At 69.0% G+C, this 16,497-nt stretch carries 21 protein-coding genes and 2 pseudogenes; 16 read left to right on the forward strand and 7 right to left on the reverse strand.

Features of this window, described 5'->3' with window-relative positions; all coding sequences use genetic code 11:
• Nucleotides 1-500: 500 nt before the first annotated feature.
• The 3 genes and pseudogenes from AB4039_RS38120 to AB4039_RS38130 all read left to right on the forward strand — a co-directional run.
• Nucleotides 501-749: a hypothetical protein gene (locus tag AB4039_RS38120; protein WP_266845351.1), complete on the forward strand. Its 249-nt coding sequence runs from the start codon at nucleotides 501-503 to the stop codon at nucleotides 747-749.
• A 61-nt stretch (nucleotides 750-810) separates the two neighbouring features.
• Nucleotides 811-1,065: pseudogene (locus tag AB4039_RS38125) on the forward strand (transposase); the annotation flags it as partial.
• A pseudogene (locus tag AB4039_RS38130) lies at nucleotides 1,053-1,493 on the forward strand (transposase); the annotation flags it as partial. The pseudogenes AB4039_RS38125 and AB4039_RS38130, both read left to right, overlap by 13 nt.
• On the opposite strand, the gene AB4039_RS38135 reads toward AB4039_RS38130, so the two are convergent.
• Entirely contained in the window at nucleotides 1,488-1,859 is a 372-nt protein-coding gene (locus AB4039_RS38135) for a hypothetical protein (RefSeq protein WP_442272908.1), read from the reverse strand. The pseudogene AB4039_RS38130 and the gene AB4039_RS38135 sit on opposite strands and share 6 nt — an antisense overlap.
• A 556-nt stretch (nucleotides 1,860-2,415) precedes the next feature.
• On the opposite strand from AB4039_RS38135, the gene AB4039_RS38140 reads away from it, so the two are divergent.
• The 5 genes from AB4039_RS38140 to AB4039_RS38160 all read left to right on the forward strand — a co-directional run bounded on the left by AB4039_RS38140 (nucleotide 2,416) and on the right by AB4039_RS38160 (nucleotide 7,171).
• Nucleotides 2,416-3,327: a hypothetical protein gene (locus AB4039_RS38140; protein ID WP_442272909.1), complete on the forward strand. Its 912-nt coding sequence runs from the start codon at nucleotides 2,416-2,418 to the stop codon at nucleotides 3,325-3,327.
• Nucleotides 3,328-4,290: 963 nt separating this feature from the next.
• The gene (locus AB4039_RS38145) at nucleotides 4,291-5,133 is read left to right on the forward strand and encodes a hypothetical protein (protein WP_442272910.1); all 843 of its coding nucleotides are present in this window, start codon (nucleotides 4,291-4,293) and stop codon (nucleotides 5,131-5,133) included.
• Nucleotides 5,091-5,777, forward strand: a complete 687-nt coding sequence (locus tag AB4039_RS38150; protein WP_442272911.1) for a hypothetical protein — start codon at nucleotides 5,091-5,093, stop codon at nucleotides 5,775-5,777. Before AB4039_RS38145 ends, AB4039_RS38150 begins: the two co-directional genes overlap by 43 nt.
• A 235-nt stretch (nucleotides 5,778-6,012) precedes the next feature.
• Nucleotides 6,013-6,447, forward strand: a complete 435-nt coding sequence (locus tag AB4039_RS38155) for a GIY-YIG nuclease family protein (protein WP_442272912.1) — start codon at nucleotides 6,013-6,015, stop codon at nucleotides 6,445-6,447.
• Complete coding sequence (locus AB4039_RS38160) at nucleotides 6,431-7,171, forward strand: hypothetical protein (protein ID WP_442272913.1); 741 nt, start codon at nucleotides 6,431-6,433, stop codon at nucleotides 7,169-7,171. The genes AB4039_RS38155 and AB4039_RS38160 overlap by 17 nt, the downstream gene beginning before the upstream one ends.
• A gap of 223 nt (nucleotides 7,172-7,394) precedes the next feature.
• Here AB4039_RS38160 and AB4039_RS38165 read toward each other — a convergent pair whose 3' ends face one another.
• Nucleotides 7,395-7,943 (reverse strand): hypothetical protein, encoded by a 549-nt coding sequence (locus tag AB4039_RS38165; RefSeq protein WP_266845363.1) that lies wholly within the window; start codon nucleotides 7,941-7,943, stop codon nucleotides 7,395-7,397.
• Nucleotides 7,944-8,474: 531 nt separating this feature from the next.
• On the opposite strand from AB4039_RS38165, the gene AB4039_RS38170 reads away from it, so the two are divergent.
• On the forward strand, nucleotides 8,475-9,212 hold the full coding sequence (locus AB4039_RS38170) for a transposase family protein (RefSeq protein WP_442272914.1): 738 nt from the start codon (nucleotides 8,475-8,477) through the stop codon (nucleotides 9,210-9,212).
• A 54-nt stretch (nucleotides 9,213-9,266) separates the two neighbouring features.
• Here the strand turns inward: AB4039_RS38170 and AB4039_RS38175 are convergent, their stop codons facing one another.
• Nucleotides 9,267-9,806 carry a hypothetical protein gene (locus AB4039_RS38175; protein WP_442272915.1) on the reverse strand — a complete coding sequence of 180 codons (540 nt, stop codon included), beginning with the start codon at nucleotides 9,804-9,806 and terminating at the stop codon, nucleotides 9,267-9,269.
• 153 nt (nucleotides 9,807-9,959) lie between these two features.
• Between AB4039_RS38175 and AB4039_RS38180 the strand changes: the two genes are divergently transcribed.
• From AB4039_RS38180 to AB4039_RS38190, 3 genes are read left to right on the forward strand one after another with little or no spacing between them, the layout of a single operon-like run.
• Nucleotides 9,960-10,280, forward strand: a complete 321-nt coding sequence (locus AB4039_RS38180; protein ID WP_266845367.1) for a hypothetical protein — start codon at nucleotides 9,960-9,962, stop codon at nucleotides 10,278-10,280.
• Entirely contained in the window at nucleotides 10,273-10,527 is a 255-nt protein-coding gene (locus AB4039_RS38185; RefSeq protein ID WP_266845369.1) for a type II toxin-antitoxin system Phd/YefM family antitoxin, read from the forward strand. The genes AB4039_RS38180 and AB4039_RS38185 overlap by 8 nt, the downstream gene beginning before the upstream one ends.
• On the forward strand, nucleotides 10,524-10,775 hold the full coding sequence (locus tag AB4039_RS38190; protein WP_442272916.1) for a type II toxin-antitoxin system RelE family toxin: 252 nt from the start codon (nucleotides 10,524-10,526) through the stop codon (nucleotides 10,773-10,775). Before AB4039_RS38185 ends, AB4039_RS38190 begins: the two co-directional genes overlap by 4 nt.
• 163 nt (nucleotides 10,776-10,938) lie before the next feature.
• On the opposite strand, the gene AB4039_RS38195 is transcribed toward AB4039_RS38190, so the two are convergent.
• Nucleotides 10,939-11,493, reverse strand: coding sequence for a hypothetical protein (locus AB4039_RS38195; RefSeq protein WP_266845372.1), 555 nt, complete (start codon nucleotides 11,491-11,493; stop codon nucleotides 10,939-10,941).
• Nucleotides 11,494-11,634: 141 nt separating this feature from the next.
• Between AB4039_RS38195 and AB4039_RS38200 the strand changes: the two genes are divergently transcribed.
• Nucleotides 11,635-12,075: a hypothetical protein gene (locus AB4039_RS38200; protein ID WP_266845374.1), complete on the forward strand. Its 441-nt coding sequence runs from the start codon at nucleotides 11,635-11,637 to the stop codon at nucleotides 12,073-12,075.
• A gap of 85 nt (nucleotides 12,076-12,160) precedes the next feature.
• Here the strand turns inward: AB4039_RS38200 and AB4039_RS38205 are convergent, their stop codons facing one another.
• Nucleotides 12,161-13,243, reverse strand: coding sequence for a hypothetical protein (locus tag AB4039_RS38205; protein ID WP_442272917.1), 1,083 nt, complete (start codon nucleotides 13,241-13,243; stop codon nucleotides 12,161-12,163).
• A 230-nt stretch (nucleotides 13,244-13,473) separates the two neighbouring features.
• Here AB4039_RS38205 and AB4039_RS38210 point away from each other — a divergent pair, with 230 nt between their 5' ends.
• Nucleotides 13,474-13,809 carry a phage tail protein gene (locus AB4039_RS38210; RefSeq protein ID WP_442272918.1) on the forward strand — a complete coding sequence of 112 codons (336 nt, stop codon included), beginning with the start codon at nucleotides 13,474-13,476 and terminating at the stop codon, nucleotides 13,807-13,809.
• Between the two features lie 76 nt (nucleotides 13,810-13,885).
• On the opposite strand, the gene AB4039_RS38215 is transcribed toward AB4039_RS38210, so the two are convergent.
• Complete coding sequence (locus AB4039_RS38215; protein WP_442272919.1) at nucleotides 13,886-14,266, reverse strand: hypothetical protein; 381 nt, start codon at nucleotides 14,264-14,266, stop codon at nucleotides 13,886-13,888.
• On the opposite strand from AB4039_RS38215, the gene AB4039_RS38220 reads away from it, so the two are divergent.
• On the forward strand, nucleotides 14,234-14,683 hold the full coding sequence (locus AB4039_RS38220; protein WP_442272920.1) for a hypothetical protein: 450 nt from the start codon (nucleotides 14,234-14,236) through the stop codon (nucleotides 14,681-14,683). The genes AB4039_RS38215 and AB4039_RS38220 overlap by 33 nt on opposite strands.
• Before the next feature lie 153 nt (nucleotides 14,684-14,836).
• On the opposite strand, the gene AB4039_RS38225 is transcribed toward AB4039_RS38220, so the two are convergent.
• Nucleotides 14,837-15,184, reverse strand: a complete 348-nt coding sequence (locus tag AB4039_RS38225) for a response regulator (protein WP_442272921.1) — start codon at nucleotides 15,182-15,184, stop codon at nucleotides 14,837-14,839.
• A 78-nt stretch (nucleotides 15,185-15,262) separates the two neighbouring features.
• Here AB4039_RS38225 and AB4039_RS38230 point away from each other — a divergent pair, with 78 nt between their 5' ends.
• A complete protein-coding gene (locus tag AB4039_RS38230) occupies nucleotides 15,263-16,447 on the forward strand; it encodes an IS701 family transposase (protein WP_442272922.1) in 1,185 nt (394 codons plus the stop codon).
• The last annotated feature ends 50 nt before the right edge of the window (nucleotides 16,448-16,497 follow it).

Raw genomic sequence — 16,497 nt, forward strand, 5'->3', positions numbered from 1 at the left:
GTGCCCCGGCCCCGGCCCCGGCCCCGGCCCCGGCCCCGGCCCCGGCAGCGGTCGCGGGCCTCGCCGCCGCCCTGGCCGCGGCCGCCCTCGCCCTGGACGCGATACGCCACGCCGCGCGGTGACATGCCACTCGGTAAGTCGGGCGGAGGAGGAGCGGTTCCCCCGCTGGGGGGAGCTGGTTCCTCCCAGCGGGGGAGGCCGCGACCGGGGGTGAGCTGGGAGGTTGGAGGCAGTCGGGAAACAGCCCGACTCCCCTCTCTCCACTGAGGATTGACCATGCGAAAGCTCACCATCGCCATCGCGCTCACCACTGCGGCCGTGGCCCTCGCGGCCGGCACCGCCGCGGCCGCGCCCACACCGGCCACCCCCTACCGGCCCAGCACCTCGCGCTGCACAGCTGGACCCTGCTCAACGAGCACGGCCCGGGCCCCAACCCAGGCGAGCGGCTCACCGCGCGGGTCAGCGCCCGTACGGTCGACGGCCACACCCGGGGGCACGTCGTGGTGCAGCACGTGTTCGAGAAGACCGGCACCATCCGGGCCGAGTTCGACGTCGACTGCCTGACCGTCGACGGGAACGGCGCCATCACCGTGACCGGGCCCATCTCGCAGACCGTGGTCACCCCGCTCGGGGGCGAGCCGTACCTCTTCGAGGAGGGCCAGCACCCCGAGGCTGGCCTCACCTTCTACCCGACCGACGAGCAGCACCAGCGCCGGGTCGGCTGGAACCGGACCAACCCCCAGATGTGAGGATGGGCTGTTCGAGGCCGAGCCGGTCGAGGCGAAGCGGCCGCAGCGCCGTCCGGTGGCGGTGGACAAGACCTTCCGGGCGTTCGACCCGCATCAGGTCCTGCTGTTGCCACCGTCGCTGGACGACTGGCTGCCCGAGGGACACCTGGCCCGGTTCGTCGCCGACCTGGTAGACGATGTGCTCGACCTGGGACCGGTCCTGGCCGACTACACCGAGAAGCGCGGCTACCCGCCCTACGACCCGCGCCTGATGCTCCGGCTGCTGATCTACGGCTACACCACCGGGGTGCGCTCCTCGCGGGTGCGGGCAAGAAGATCGCAGGCCGCAAGCGCCACATCGGCGTCGACACCCTCGGCCTCCTCCTCGCGGTCTGGGTCACCGCGGCCAGCGTCTCCGACAACGCCGGCGGCATCCACCTGCTCTCACACATTGCCAAGGCCCACCCCAGGATCACCAAGGCCTGGGCCGACACCGGCTACCGAACCAAGGCGATCGACCACGGCGCCACCCTCGGCATCGACGTCGAAGTCCTCCACCGTGACCCTGCCGTGAAGGGATTCAAGGTCATCCCGAGGCGCTGGGTCGTCGAGCGGACCTTCGGCTGGCTCATGAACCACCGCCGCCTGGCCCGCGACTACGAAACCCACCCGCACCGCTCCGAAGCCATGATCCGCATCGCGATGATCGACTTGATGAGCCGCAGGCTCACACGAGAGTCGACTCCGAACTGGAAGGACTCATAGTCGCCGGGCCACGCTGACCCGTGCGTCCTCGCCCCTCATTGCCTGCGGCCAGCGGTCATCGATGACCCCCGCCGCTTCCCGGCAGGCGCCACAGGCGTTCTCCCGCTCTGGCAGCCCCCAGTAGTCGGACGGCGACATGCCGGCTTCCTGGATTCCGCACAGCGTCCTGTCAAAGATGCCGAAGGCGTGGGAGACGTCGGCGGGAAGGCCGTCCGCGACGGCCCTCTCCCAGCGCATCTCCACGGGCAGGTACGGCGGCCGCGAGACCTCGAACCACTCGCCACCCACATGGGTGACGGCGTGGCACCAGGAACAGGACCAGATTTCCTCTTCCCACACAGTCGGCGGCGCCGGCCATCGCCACATAGCCCGTCCACACACATCGCACTCCACGAGCGGATCTTCACACGCCTCCGCGTGCGACCCCAACCCGCGAATTACCAAACACCCCCGCCGGGACAAAACGCTCTTTCAGGGCCGGCCAACTCAGACGGGTGGCCTGCCAGCGCGGCGAGGATGGAGGACGAGCAGACGAATGGCAGCGGCAGTACGGCCGCGCAGGAACTCGGAGCGGGCGGTCGCCCGGCCCAGAAACGAGGAAGCGTAGAGCACGACACCTACGCCCCCGGCTGGCAGGAGCGCCGCACCCCGATTCAGCCCTCGTCGCGTAACCAGCCCAGGCGTTGGCCGAAACAGGCCCATCGGGCCCGGCTTCCCTTGGTTCTGGTAGCAGGCGTCTGCTACAACGACCCTCCTTTGATCAGACTGCTCCGGGGGTCCGATGTCGACGCAGCCACCACCTCCCCTACCGCCGCCCTTTGGCCCCGTTCCCCAACCTGACCCTCCACCTCAGCCGCCACCGCCCCCACCTCCCCCGTGGTGGCGGAGCTCCACAGTCATTGCCGCCCTGGTCCCCACGTTGGTGTTCGGATCGATCGCGGTGTATCAGGGCTGGCGAGCCGTTGATGCGGCGGAGCAGAGCGCCGACGCCGATCAGTCGGGCAAGCGGCGCGATGACAAGGAAGACAAAGAGAAGAAGGAGGTAGACGCCGGCCCAATTATTTCAGTCACCCGCGGCGAATCTCCGGTACTCCCCAGGGCACTCGCCTTGAAAGAAGAACGGCACTACATCGGACCGATTGGCGACGTCGTCAGCTGGGACGACAGATTTACTGCGTGGCTCAAGGCGGAGAAAGCGAGGCCAACCAGCCTCTACGCGGTTCGGTTTACGGTGAAAGCCCTGAGGGATGACACAACAATCATCCAGGACTTCAAGCTCAAGAATCGGCAATGTCCGTTCGAAATCGCGGGCGTGAACGAAGACCTTAAGCGGTACTACAGAGGGACCTTGGTATACCCGCCGCCTGAGGGCGGCTCCGGTGAGGATGTATCGCGTGACGTCCTGGGGTTCGAGGTCGGCCAGTACGACGAAACGAGTGCCCGGATCATGGAGAAGGGCTACCCTAAGCTGGGAAGCGCGGAACTGAAGACCGACCATCAGCTGTTCCTGCGCCATCGTTTCTCGACGAAGACCGTGACGCTCGAACAGAATGACGCCCGAACCTTCGATATCTATTTCGCAGCAAACATGGAATGCACTTTCGGGCTGGAGATGAACGTCACGAGCGGCAGCACGGACACCTGGATCGAACTCCCCATTGCACCTGCCTGGATGGATGGAAAGGAAGCAGCGCTGGCACCCGGTGGCGGCACCCAGTACTCCAACCTCGTCCGGCCGAACCCCGGTAAGGGGATGGCGTTCCCGCCCATCGGATCACCGGAAATTCCGTTTGCCCCAGGCGTCAAAATCACCGCGGATGACGTCACCCCGTGAGCCGAATCTACCTTCCTGCCCTTAGCGCCCGACCCAAGAAGCCGCAGCTCTCGCGGTGGTAGCGAAGTCCGGCCACCCCTGTCACGGCGTCCCGAGGGAAGGAGCTCTCCACGCCGGTCAGGCGGGGCAGGAGGCGGTCCGCCCAGTAGCGGACGGCGTAGGGCTCGTCGAGGAGCCGAAGGGTGAGTAGGTCTTCCTCCGGGCGCACCTGGACGATACCCAGGGGGTGCTCGGAAAGGCTGCCAATCTTGCAGCAAGCGAGGAAGACGGCAGCCTCCAGCTGCGCCTGCTCTGGGTGACGGGTAGCGGGGATGGTGAGCGGCTGGTCGGTGTCCGGGCGGTGCGTGGAGGGCTCGGTGGGACTCGCCGGTGCAGCGGCGGCGGTCTTCGGTGAGGGCCAGCGTGGCCTCGGGCATCTTGGTCTCTGTTCCGCGCCACACCGGCCTCCGGCGGCGAGCGCCTTGGTGAGGTGGTCCAGCAGGTGTCGTGCGGATGGTGATGCTTCTGGCCGGACCTCGGCGAAAGAGTGCGGGGGCGTCTTCCATCGCGCGGCCGGGCGTTCACGAGCCCAGGCACATCGAAGCCCGCAGCGAGGCGGCGGTGCAAGGCGCCACAGCCGCCGTGGCCCCAATGGGTGAGGGGCGGCCACATGACATTGCGGCTGCCGTTTCCATTGGAAACGGCAGCCGGTGAGTGGCACCTGCCCTGACACGGAGTCGGGCCGCCCTGATTGCCCAGCCTCGGCCTGGCGGGATAGACGCGCCCGTATGCAGCGGCGCCTCCAGGCCGCGGCCATTGAGGGCGCCGCCTGCCGCCGGGCCCGCGCCGAGCGTGCCCAGAGCTCGGGAGCGGCAGTCATGCTGCCGCGGCCAGCGCCGCTCCGCACCACGGCTTGATCCTTCGATGGCCTGCGGACCCAACCACGCTGGTGTCAAGATGAGTTGGGATGAAAGGTAGGGGTTAGTGCAGGTTGACAGGCGGCAAATACAGACGGCGGTTCTGGGCGGTGCGGATTCGGAGGAGCCGCTGGTGCTGCCTCTGGAGGCGATCGAGCTGGATGCCTTCCGCCGGCACTACGACCAGGACACGTTCTGGTGTGGGCTGCTGCTCGGCGGCTGCGGCGGGCAGCTCACGACGAAGCTGTACACCGACCGCGTCTGCCACTTCGCCCACCACCCGGGTGCGAACGCGCCTTCGCACCGGTGCGGCCGACGTGCCCGCGGGGTGGCGAGTGCGGACCACCTGTACGTGAAGGCCGCGGCCGCCGCCCGGCTCCGCAAGGTCGGCCACCCCGGGGACCCGGTCGACTTCGACTTCGCCCGGCCGGACGGAGCAGAGATCGGGTCGGTCCTCGACATCCGGTTCAAGGAGCGCGGGCTGCGAGTGCACCTGGACCAGACGGTCGCGCCGGTCTGGGATGAGGACGGCCGCGAGCCCGTGCTGGGGGTGTCGGTACCCGTGGACCGGGACACCTTGATCGACCGCTGGTACATCCACCGGATCCGCCTCGACAGCGTCGGAACCAGCCGACAAGTCCGCATCGGCACGGAAGCCTTCATGCGGCCCACCGAATGGTTCGAACTTGAGGAGTGCGAGATGACCGGGCGCGGGCTCACCACCCCGGCAGTCGAGCGGCTCGTCCAAAGCCGCAGCACCCGCCCGGTATCCAGGCGCTCCACAGGGCAAGCACGGAAGGCCCCGGCCCCCAGGCCCGCGTGGACTTGTTGCTGCGCAAGCTGGCGGAGGCCCAGAAACTGGGGTCGGTGCTCGTCGTCACCCAGATCAGCGGCGAGATCGCTGCCATGATTGGACTGGACGAGCAGGGGCAAGCCCAGTCGCGTGCTGCTGTTGCCGGTGCCCAGGTCTGGCTGAAAGAACAGGCCGTGTTCCGCGAGCAGTTGTTCGCCGGCCTTCGCGCGGCTGTCGAGGCACGCGATGTGGAGGCGGTGCGCACGTTGTCGGTGACGGCGAACGCGACCGCGAGTCACGCCCGCACCGGTGAGGAGACCGCTATCGCCGCTGCGGCAGGTGGGCTGCTGACGGCCGATGCGCAGGTGCGCCACGAGGAGATCATGGCGGCTGAGCAGGATGCCGAGCGGGCTCGGCGGGCAGCTGAGCGTGTACGCGCGCTCCTGTCAGCCCTGCGGCGTCCTCCCGTCGGACTCCGCTCGCAACGGCGGGCCTGGATTCGGAGTTCGGTCCAGAAGCTGCTGCTCGCAGCCGAGCAGGCCGACGGCGCCCTCAGCGCCCGCGAGCGGGAGCATGTGGAGTCGTGGAAGACGCGTACCGGTTTCGACGGGGTACCAACACAGCCCGGCCCTCCCGCCGCCGGCGGGCGGCAGGTTCATGATGTGGCGTGCCCCGCCTGCAGTGCTGGGCCAGGAGTGCGTTGCGAGACGCCCCGCGGCTATCACCCGTCGCGTGTCGCCAGGCTGAGGCGCTCACGCTGACGGCCCCAGTACCGGACGAGCCCGCACATGCGCCCCACCCGCCGATACCGGGTCGGGCCTCCGGCCCCTGTCTCGCAGCTGCGGCGCAGGGCACAGTTTGACCGGCTGGGACGACGATGCTGATGGCGACGTGTCGGCGAAACGCGTCGGGGATCGCCCGACTGCTGGGTGTCAGGGCGCACTCGTACAGTCCCAGGAGGCGAGCCTGGACCCTGGAAGATCCGAGAGCGAGACGATGAGCTTTTCCGCACAGTCCTTTGTGTACGTGATCGGCCCGCCAGGGTCGAACCGGGTCAAGATCGGCACGAGCGTCAACCCCGGCCAGAGACTCAAGGAACTCCAAACGGGCAACCCCGACGTTCTCGAAATCCGGTGGACCACGCCCGGTGGCCGCGAACTGGAGACAGCGCTGCACCAGGCGTTCGCCGCCTACCGAACCGCAGGGGAGTGGTTCGACTTCGGCGATGTGGAGCCTGTCGGCGCGATCCCCCGCGCGACTCACCTACAGGCAGGACCGAGACCCCAGCTGCGCGGCCGATCGAAGTCTGCTCCGAGACCTGGCGCGCGGCCCTCGGCACGCGAGGAGGCGATCACCCCCGAGCGGCTGGCGGGCATTGTCCGGGACGTTGTTCTCGGCGTCGTCCGCGACAACGATGACCGACGGCGATGAGGACGAAGTCGAGGAGCCGATCACGAGGCCGCATCGCCTTTACCGTGTCAACCACGACATGGAACGGCTCACGGAAGCTGTGCATGGAGGGCTGGCCGCCAGGCACGCCCAGCGCATCGTCGCCGGAAAGACCTGGGTCACCGCTTTCGCCGACTGGCCCAGCCTGCTCCTCTTGGCCCTGACCGTGCCGGTCGCAGTGCCCATTGCCGCGTTCCTCGGACTGCGCCTGTACACGCGGGACATCTGGCCCATCCGCAAGCTTCCGCTCCTCGTCGCTCTCGGCTGGGCCATCTGGGATCCTCTCGGATTCGACAGACTCATCCGAGACCAGGTGTTCTCGCGCCTCCCCATGGAAGCGATTGCGACATTCGCCCATACCTACTTCACCCAAGCCGCCGTCACCATCGCCTGGTTTCTCGGACTGTTCGGAGTCGTCATCTGCATGGTCGGATACACCCGGCAAGTCACCAAAGAGACGCAAGAACTTCGCGAGGCGCGAACCCGCGCTGCGGCCGAGAAGAAGGCCGCTCGAACGAAGGTAGCTGCCCCGCGCAGCCCCCACCATCCTCACCCCCTGCCACCGGCACCGCCGATCGCCGACCTCACCCAAGCCATCCCTCCACAGGCCACCCGTCAAGATGCCTCCGTCCCCCATTCACCGGGCCGGGATCACGTGAAGGAGGCTGGAGCGAACCCCGCGAACGCACCTGAGGCGAGCACATAGCGCACTGGAGCTGATCGAAGCGGAACGTGTGGCTGTCGGTATCTGTATAGAGGCCCACAGGCAGGGTCCTGTTAACTGAACTAGGGAATGACCACCGGGGCACCGCGCCGTTCGTCCCGCCCAATTGCCGAGGGCAGGCTCAGATGCGGTAGCCACGTCGTCGCCGAGCCGGCGGCGGGGAAGGCATAGGCGGTCGGGAAAAGGGACGCACGCCGCGGTGGCGTCAGGGAGCTTCGTTTCTCTTCACTCTGGTGCACGTGACCACCCGGGTTTGGCCTTCCTCCACGTAATCGGGGAACGTCAGTACCACGGTGTCCTTGGAGTAGCTGACCTGCATCTTGCGGTAGCCCTCTTCCTGGCTATCGGTCAGGCCTCCCGAGACGGCGTAGGTGCCGTCCAGTGCTTTCACTGCCTCGTCGGGGACGTTCTGGACGACATGCGGATCGCGCCGATGCAGGTTCGTGGTCATGGACGTCGACAGGCGGCCGCCCTCAAGAGACCACGTGCCTTCATCCGACCATGCCGGGCTGCCCGCACCGCCACCTGTCAGCAACCATGTCCCACCAGGTGCCACCGTGATCTGGGCCCCGTTTCCGTTCTCGGCCCGGAAGTCCCAGGTGCCCTGGAGAAATGCTGCCAATGTCTGGCTTTTGATGCTGGTCGATCCTCCGTCCCGCGAGCAGGCCGCCAACGCGGCGGCCGCGAATCCCGCCAGCGCATACCGGAGCGCCGCCCTGCGCCCTACGAGCCGTACTGCGTCCCGAGCGTCCATGAGTCCCCCTGACTTCGCCGTCACGCCACCAGGCGCGACGTGTATCGACCCACAACATCGCCGCAGGAGCGGACCAGGGCCAGGGGGTCGGTCCTACGTGGCGGAATCTCGTCGTCTCCGGGGGAGTGGCCGGAGGTGACGCTTCCGCGTTGTCGCTGCGTACACAGGCGCGGGCTCGGCCCCTGCCCCCGCTGTCGCCCAACTCGATGGGCAGGCTTTTCCTCACCCACCACGCCGAGCCCATCCCCCGAAAGGCCGCACGCCAAAGGCGATCCCTAACGAGTTCGTGCATGGTTGGCGGTGCGACGCTGGATCGTGATCCCTGATCATGTTCGTGTGGTGGGGAACAGGTCTCGTGCAGCGATCGTAGCGATCGGCGGATTACAGGGCTGTCGGTCGCTGTGATCGCCGAACTCGTCGCCGAGATCGGTCCGTTATGGCACGAACGGCACCAGGCGAGACTGGAGTCCAGGCCACGGCAGCGGGCCGTTGGCGCCGGCGCCAGACACCGGCTGGTTCATCGACCGGCTCTTGGCCACTCTCGTCCACCTTCGCCACGGTGCCACTCACGACGTGCTGGCCTGCTGGTTCGAAGTTGACCGGTCCACGATCACCCGCGCGATCGGTGAGGTGCGGCGCCTGCTCGCAACCCGCGGCTGCACTATCGCGCCCGGCATCCGGCTCCGCACCCTCGCCGAGGTCATCGATCACCTCGGCGCCAGCGGACAGACCGGGATCATCGACGGCACCGAGATCCGAGTCCGCAGGCCCGCCGCCGGCCGCAAGGACCGGGAGAAATTCGTCTCCGGCAAGAACAAGCAGAACGCGGTCAGGGCCATTGTCCTCACCGACGCAGGCGGCAGGCTCCTGTTCTGCAGTCCAGCCCAGCCGGCCAGCGGTGCCGACATCACCCACGCTCGACAGTTAGGCCTGGTCAAGCCCCTGGCGGGCGCCCCGGCCGTGGAGATCCTCGCCGACGCTGGTTACCAGGGACTGGGCGCCCAGACCGGCGGCCGCATGGTAACACCACCGCATCGTAAGTTCAAGAAGAACCCACCAGAGTGGTACGAGGAAATCTACGAGCGCCAGCACAAGGCGCACTCTTCACGCCGGACCCGCGTCGAGCACGGCATCGCACACCTCAAGAACTGGCGAGCCCTCGCCCGCCACCACGGCCGACGCGAGCACCTGAGCGACACCATCCAAGCCGTAGCCGGACTGCTTTCACACCAGCAGACCGCCACCCGCGGGGCCCGTCAGCCACAGTGACCCATGCGCCGACCCGCACCTTTCGACGTCGCACGCCAACCATGCACGAGCTCGTTAGTCACAGCTGATGCGCGAACCATCAGGCGCCGCCTCGGCGGACCACGAGAACCAGGTTCGCGCGTCCACGCCGAGCAGGGCCCCCGGGTCCGGCTCCGCCCCGTAAATCTCGCGGAGCTTTTCGGGTGAGTCGAAGGCGAGGGTGATGCTCGGCCGGTCGGCGGATTCGAAGCAGAAGACAGCGATCCGCCCGTCGGGCCCCATGTCCAGGCCGTTCACCGGGCGCCATCCCGCCGCCGACGCTTCCCGACCGTAGTACTCCAGCACTTCTTCCCTGGTCCCGCTGTACGCGTACAGCCGCCGCGCGGAGAGCCAGGCGTCCGCGGTGTCATCGACACAGGAGGATCCGGCCCACGGACCGCCGCCGACGGACACGGCCCCCTCCGGACGCAGCGCCAGCGCGGACAGCTCGTCGAGCTCGGCCACAGCGGGCTCGGTTCCCTCGCAGGTTTCGAACGGGGGGAGGAGAGAACATCCGCTCAGGCTGGTTCCGACGAGCAGGACCGCCAACAGCACCCGCACGGTAAGCATGTTCATGGCGAAATTATGGCCCCTGCCCGAAGCCGCGGAGCCGTCTCCTCCCGGCAGCCCACCATGCCGGGCGCGAGCGGCAGACCTGACCGCTGAGCCAACCCGCCAGCCTCCCGGAAGGCCGACACCTGGTTCGGCTACCCAGCCCAGAAGCATGCGATGCACCTCTCCCAGGTGTACACGCTGCTCGGCGACACCCGCGCCGCGTACCGGGCCGAGGACGCCGTCCCGGCCCTGGCGTCCTCGCCATCGGTCTCGACCCGTGCCCTGATCGCCATGGACACCGTCGCGTGCCTGCGGGTCGACGGAGATCTGGGCGAGGCCGCCGCGATGGCGGCCGCCGTCTACGACCGGCTGCCCCCGCCTACCGGAGCGCCTGGTGCACTCGCCGGATTCTCCGGCTTCCCTGCACAGCACCGTAGCCGTATTGCAGGTACAGCACACAAGACGCGGGAAGTGTACACTTCTGCACATGAGTGAGACTCTGCCGATCACCGAAGCGCGAGCGAAGTTCGGCTCGCTGGTCCGCCGGGCGTCCCACGCCCGCGAGCGCATCACGATCACCGACCACGGACAGCCCGCGGCCGTGCTCATCAACCCCCAGGAGCTCGCCGATCTGGAGGACGCGCTCGCCTTGGCCCTCTACCGGGAGCGGCAGTCCGCCGGCACCGCCGCGGCCGTCCCGCACGATGACGTCCGCGCCCGGCTCGGCCTGGAGCGCGGGTGACCTTCACGATCGTCTGGGACGAGCCCGCCATCGACGCGGCCGCCCACTTCCTCAAGGACGACCCCGACGGTCTGCGGCAGCTGATGGACGCCGTCGACCTCCTGGCCGACCAGCCCCGGCCTGAAGGCAGCATCCCGTACGGCTCGCAGGACCTGCGCCGGATGCACGTCGGCCGCTACCGGGTCATGTACGAGATCACCGAGGCCACCGTCACCATCGTGGTCATCCACGTCGGCCGGCTCGGCTGACACCCCCGCAGCACACGGCTGGGGGCCGGACCGCGATCGGTCCGGCCCCTGGCCGTGTGTGTCAGACCCGTTAGCCCCAACAGGTCTAAACCATCGCCGAACGGCTTCGGGCCTCGGGAAGATCGACAAGCGGCGTACCGATGTTCCCCGGGGCCGTGACACCTCAGTCGTCGGGCTGCTGTCGCGCCTGGTACCGGGCGCTCTGAGCTGCCTTCGTGGCCTGGAACTTTGCCACACGCTCGTCCGATTCGATCTTGAGTCTTTGGATCTCCGCGTCCGCTGCGTCCCTGAGCCGTTGAGTATTGGCGTCGATCTTCGCCTTGGCGACGGTCGCGGCGGCGGTCACAGAGGCCGCTATCGCGCCGCCGGCCAGGATCTCGTTGAACAGCTCAGGCTCGGCCTGGCGCTGAAGCGCCTCGGAAGCGCTTTCAAACGGGCGTCGCTCCTGCGTCGTTCCTCGCCGCCAGTTCGAAAGCCGGCCCCGGACATCGTCCGGCGCGCGCGACACTATGGGCGGGTCGGGCTGCTTGGGGTGGTTGTGCTCTCTGGAGTCCGCCATTTGCGGGGCTGGCCGGGCTCGTCGAGGAAGAGGCGGCAGCGGTCGCTCGCCTGGGGCTTCTGAACGGGTTTCAGCACCGCTCAGAGCAACGCCAGTGCCGTCTTGGCCGATATGCCAGCTGTAGGCAATCCGCGGATCAGGTATCTCGCTTCCCGACACCTCGCCAGCGTATCCAAATGAGGCGCGGCAGCGCGGCCGATTCGGCAGCCTGCTGGCCGATGAGATTGAGGAAGCCCGCGGTCCCGCCCGCGTGGCCTGATCACGCCCAGCGCCGGATGCGCCAGGGCCTACGCTGCGCGCATGAGTGACAAGATCCCCGTGCGCGGGGGCAGGAAGGGCCAGCAGCACCGGGCGACCCCGGACGACCTGCGGTCCTACTCCGTCAGCCCGGCCTCGCCGGTCACCGTGACGCGGGCCGACGGGACGACGGCGACCCAGGCGGCGAAGTCCCCCCGCGCGACAGCGCCTGCGCCTCGACGGCGGGGCCCTGCGGTGTGCGCGATGTGCGCCGGCCCCATCGAGGGCACCGTCTGGATCAGCCGCGCCCAGGGGGCGTGCCGGGGCAAGCCGGTCCATCCGGAGTGCGAGAAGAAGGAACAGGCCGCCACGGCGCAGCGCCGGGCGGCGAAGAAGGAAGCGAAGGCGAACCGGCCGTTGTCGTTGGTCGAGGAGAACCGTCGGCTGCTGGCCAGGCAGGACCAGATCCGCGAACAGCGGCGGGCGCGCAGCGCACCCAGGTAGCGCCGAGGACCCGCTCGCCGTGACGGCTTCGAGCTGGTCCAGCCCCGGCCTGCGACTGCGGCCGGGGTGTTGGGTCCAAGCAGGTCTAAAGGGGTGTGAGGTGCAGTGCCCGGTCCAGGGCTCGCAGCAGCTCCGGCTCCCATCCGGCGCGCGTGACGTCCACGGCGAGCAGGCCGCCGGCGCTGAGCGCGGCGAGCTGGACCTGGTGCTCGACGCCGAGGCGCCAGGCCTCGCGCAGGACGTGCCGGGCCTCGTCGCGGGCCCTGCGGCCGGTGGTCGCGGCATTCCTGGCCTCGGGCAGGGCAGCGAGGCTGCGGGCAGCGCGCTGGAGCCGGTCCATCAGCTCGGCGGCCCGTTCGGCGTCCGGCGCGGGCGGTACCAGGTGCAGCTCGGGGGCGGCTACGCCGCGGCGCAGCTGTTCCATCCGCACCGGCAGCGTCGACCAGCCCGGCGTTCCGGCGAGGTCGAGGTTCACCCGGGTCACCGTAGTGGCGTAGGCGCGTCCGGTACCCCACTCCTGCAGGGCGGTGCCGGCGGGCCGGTACTCGGGCTCGACCCCCTCGGCGACGACGCCGCCGTGGTTTCCGCGCACCGACACCCACAGCCAGTCCGCGCCGCCGGTGACGTCGCTCATCAGCATGCGGCGCACCAGGAGGTAGCGCTGCAGCGCGGCCCGGGTGGCCCGGCGCAGCGGGTAGACCTCGACGGGCACCGGGCTGTCGGGGCGGGCGTTCTGCGGCCGGCGCCGGATGCGGACCTCCCCCAGGGCCGGGGAGAGGTCCTCCAGGCGCAGCGCGCACAGTTCACCGACCCTGGCTCCTGTGTCCAGGACGACCGAGGCCATGGCGAGCATCTCGGCCGAGGTCTGGCCGGCGTCACCCTTGGCGTTCTTCAGGCGCTCCACGGAGCGAAGTTCGTCGCGCTCGGCCGCGGCCTGCTCGGCGCGGGTGTTGGCCTCGGCGAGCTCCTGCTCGGCGGCCGGATCATCGGACGGTGCCGGCGGGGTGGGCGGGTTGGGGTTCGGGTCGCCGGTTGGGGCGGGGTCGCCGCCCTCGCCCGAGCCGCCCTTGATGGGCCAGATCGGGCGGCCATCGCGGCGCAGTCCGAGGGCGGCCTCTCCCGTGCGGGGGTGAGTGGGCAGGGCACCGTCGAGGGTGTTCTCGGGCATAGTGGGTCGGCCCTCCAGGGGCGTGGTGTCGGCATGGAAAAGGGCCCGCCGGACTGGCGGGCCCTGGGCGAAGGAGAGACGGTATTGCGGCTACCTGCTCGCATGGCGCATGGCAGGCGTCCGTCTGGTGTCGGCTCGTCGGTTAGGAATCGGGCGGGTCCCCCTTGTCTCCGTTGCATTGAGTGGTAGATCATCTACGGGTAGTCAACTGGAGGGTGGTTCTAAAACATATGTTCGCCATCGATATGGGTTCGATGCGGGTGGAGACACTCCAGTCAGTCTCTGGTCTCGCCGACGGGCACACGCAGAGCGGCCAGATCACGATTACGCGCGGCATGGACAAGAGCAACGAACTCACCAAGTGGATCGTGGACTCGCGGGCAGGGAACACCAGCGGGCGCGCCATCAGTATCTGCCGCTTGGACGCCACCCACACGGTCGTCCAGCGCTTCAACCTGCGCAACGCCCGAGCGTCGTCGTGGTCGAGCTCCGACCTATCTGCCTCCAGCTCCGATGAGGCGATTGAGACCGTCCAAATCGATTTCGACGAGATGGTGATCGAGTAGGGGCCAGGCAATGCCTCACTCCGGGATAACGAAGCGCGCTCACTGGCGGGGCCAGGTATGCCGGGGTTGGTTGAGGCTAGCCAGCGGCCTCGTCGTTGAGCAGGCGCGCGGGCGTCGACCAGGCGGTCGCCGCCGTCACCACCGCTGCCACCGCAGGGGCACCCGCGCCCGCTCCGGCCGCCCCGGTGGCGAACCCCGCCGCCGCGCCCGCTCCGGCTCCGACTTCGGCTCCGGCTGACGCCCGTGTGCCCGCACCCGCCGCTGCGCCGGGCACCGCTCCCGCTCCGGCTACTGCGGCGCCGGTGCGGGAGGCCGTCGATCCATGGGCGCCGCCCGCCAGCGTGGACGCGAAGCGCTCCTGGGGCCCGCTGACCGAGGGGTTGAGCGTGTCCCGGGACCTGGACCTCGGCGACCGCGCGAAGAGTTGGAGCAGCTCGGCGTCAACCGGCTCGCGCACGCCGCGATCGTCGGCGTCGTCAAGGACGTGCTGCCCGAGACGCAGGTGGGTCTCCTGGTCGGCTCCCGCCAGTGGCCCCTGCTCGCCCACCGCATGGACCAGATCCGCGACCAGGGCGGCCCCGGCCTCCTCGCCGCGCACCTGGTCCGTCTAGGGACCGACACCTCCTTCAAGGAGGCCTCGGGCTCCGCCACGGTCGGGCGTCTCGTGGACGCGACCCTGCACTCCCTGACGACACCGCCCTCGGCGCCGGCCGCGCCCGCCTCCCGCCCCCGGGTCTCCCCGGCGGCGGCCCGCTCCCGCTCCACCACCACACCCGCCGCCGCGGCCCCCGGACAGCAGGCCCCGACCGAAGCCGCCGTCCCCGCCCACCGCCAGCAGGCCGCACCGGCCAAGGGCGCGGGGCGGTCACGGTGACCGGCCAGACCCCCCCGCACGCGGCCGCGGCGGGCGGGGTGTCCGGGCATGGCCGGGGCGGGCGCTGGGCCTGGAGGACCGGCCACATCTATTTGCTTGTGGGGCGCGGCCCGGGGTCGCGCTGCGGGGCGGGGCCAGACTGTCTCTTGCGGGTCAGCGCAGGATGGCTGTGACCTTGTTGCGGAGCTGGTCGATGGAGTACGGATTGCCGATCACGCTCATCCCTTCGGGCACGTCGATCGATTCGGCATACCCGCTGGCGAACAGGATCGGAATCTGCGGACGTACCCGGCGAGCCTGCTTGGCAAGCTCTCGTCCGTCCATGACCGGAAGTGCGACATCGGTGAACAGCAGATCGAGTGACTGGCTGTCGTCCCGCAACACTTTGAGAGCCTGCTCGGCGCCATCGGCTTCTACGACTTTGTGTTCGAGTTCTTCCAGGACATCCACCGCGAGCATGCGGACGATGTCGTCGTCCTCGACCACCAGAATGTGGGCCACTGCTGCCTCCTGTAGGTAGAGCTAGTACTGCAACGGTCTTTGCCGTGACGGTTGGGCAGTTCGGTCGTTGGTCAGTTCATGGGTGGGGAGCTTGCTGATGCCCGGTTGTGGGCTGGTGAACTGAACTTGTTGCATGAGCGGTTCGTGCACCGTTTCTCCAGGTCGGAGCCGCGGGAGTCGTCTCTTGCCTATATGCGGGGGCTGATGGCTCCGCTGGAGCGGAAGAACGGCTGGACGCTCGCGGAGGAGGCCGGGCACGCGGGTCCGGACCGTATTCACCGGCTGTTGAACCGGATCGACTGGGACGCCGATGAGGTCCTGGACGACGTGCGGGACTACGTCGTCGAGCATCTCGGCGCTCCGGACGCGGTGCTGATCGTGGATGACACCGGGTTCCTGAAGAAGGGTGTCCGCTCGGCCGGCGTTCAGCGTCAGTACTCCGGCACGGCCGGGCGGACGGAGAACTCCCAGATCGGGGTGTTCCTCGCCTATGCCGGCGGCCGGGGCCGCACGTTGATCGACCGGCGTCTGTATCTGCCCACCTCATGGACGGATGACCGGGAACGGTGCCGGGCGGCCGGCATCGAGGACACGGTCGCCTTCGAGACGAAGGTGGTGATGGCCAAGGCCATGGTCCGCCGGGCGATCGCGGACCGGATTCCGTTCCGGTGGGTGACCGCGGATGCCGCCTACGGTTTCTCCAAAGGCTGGCGGTCCGAGCTGGAGCGGGCGGATGTCTTCCATGTCATGGCGACCACCCGCCATGACACCGTCGTCTCCCGCTGGGCCATGGACCATCCCGTTCACGACCTGTTTCCCGGGCTGCCCCGGCAGAAGTGGAAGCGCCGTTCCTGCGGCGACGGCGCCCACGGCCCCAGGGTCTACGACTGGGCCAGGGTCGAGGTCCGGCCCTGGCACCGCGAGGACCGCCGGCACTGGGTGATCGCCCGCCGAAGCGTCAGCCGGCCGGATGAGATCTCCTACTACATCGCCTACTGCCCGGCCGAAACCACACTCGACGACCTCATCCGCATCGCGGGAAGCCGGTGGGCGGTCGAGGAATGCTTCCAGACCGCGAAACAGGAATGCGGCCTGGACGACTACCAGGTCCGCCGATATCCCGGCTGGCATCGCCACATGACCCTCGCGATGGCCGCCCACGCCTGCCTCACCGTCCTGCGGGCCCGCGAACTCGACACCGGGAAAGCAGAAACGGATCCTCCCAGCTCATACCCCTCGCCCTCCCCGAACTCCGACGCCTGATCCACCGCCTCGCCCACCGTCGCCCGGCACCCATCGACCACGTCCTGCAC

Source organism: Streptomyces sp. M-16 (assembly GCF_052114405.1).
GTDB lineage: Bacteria > Actinomycetota > Actinomycetes > Streptomycetales > Streptomycetaceae > Streptomyces.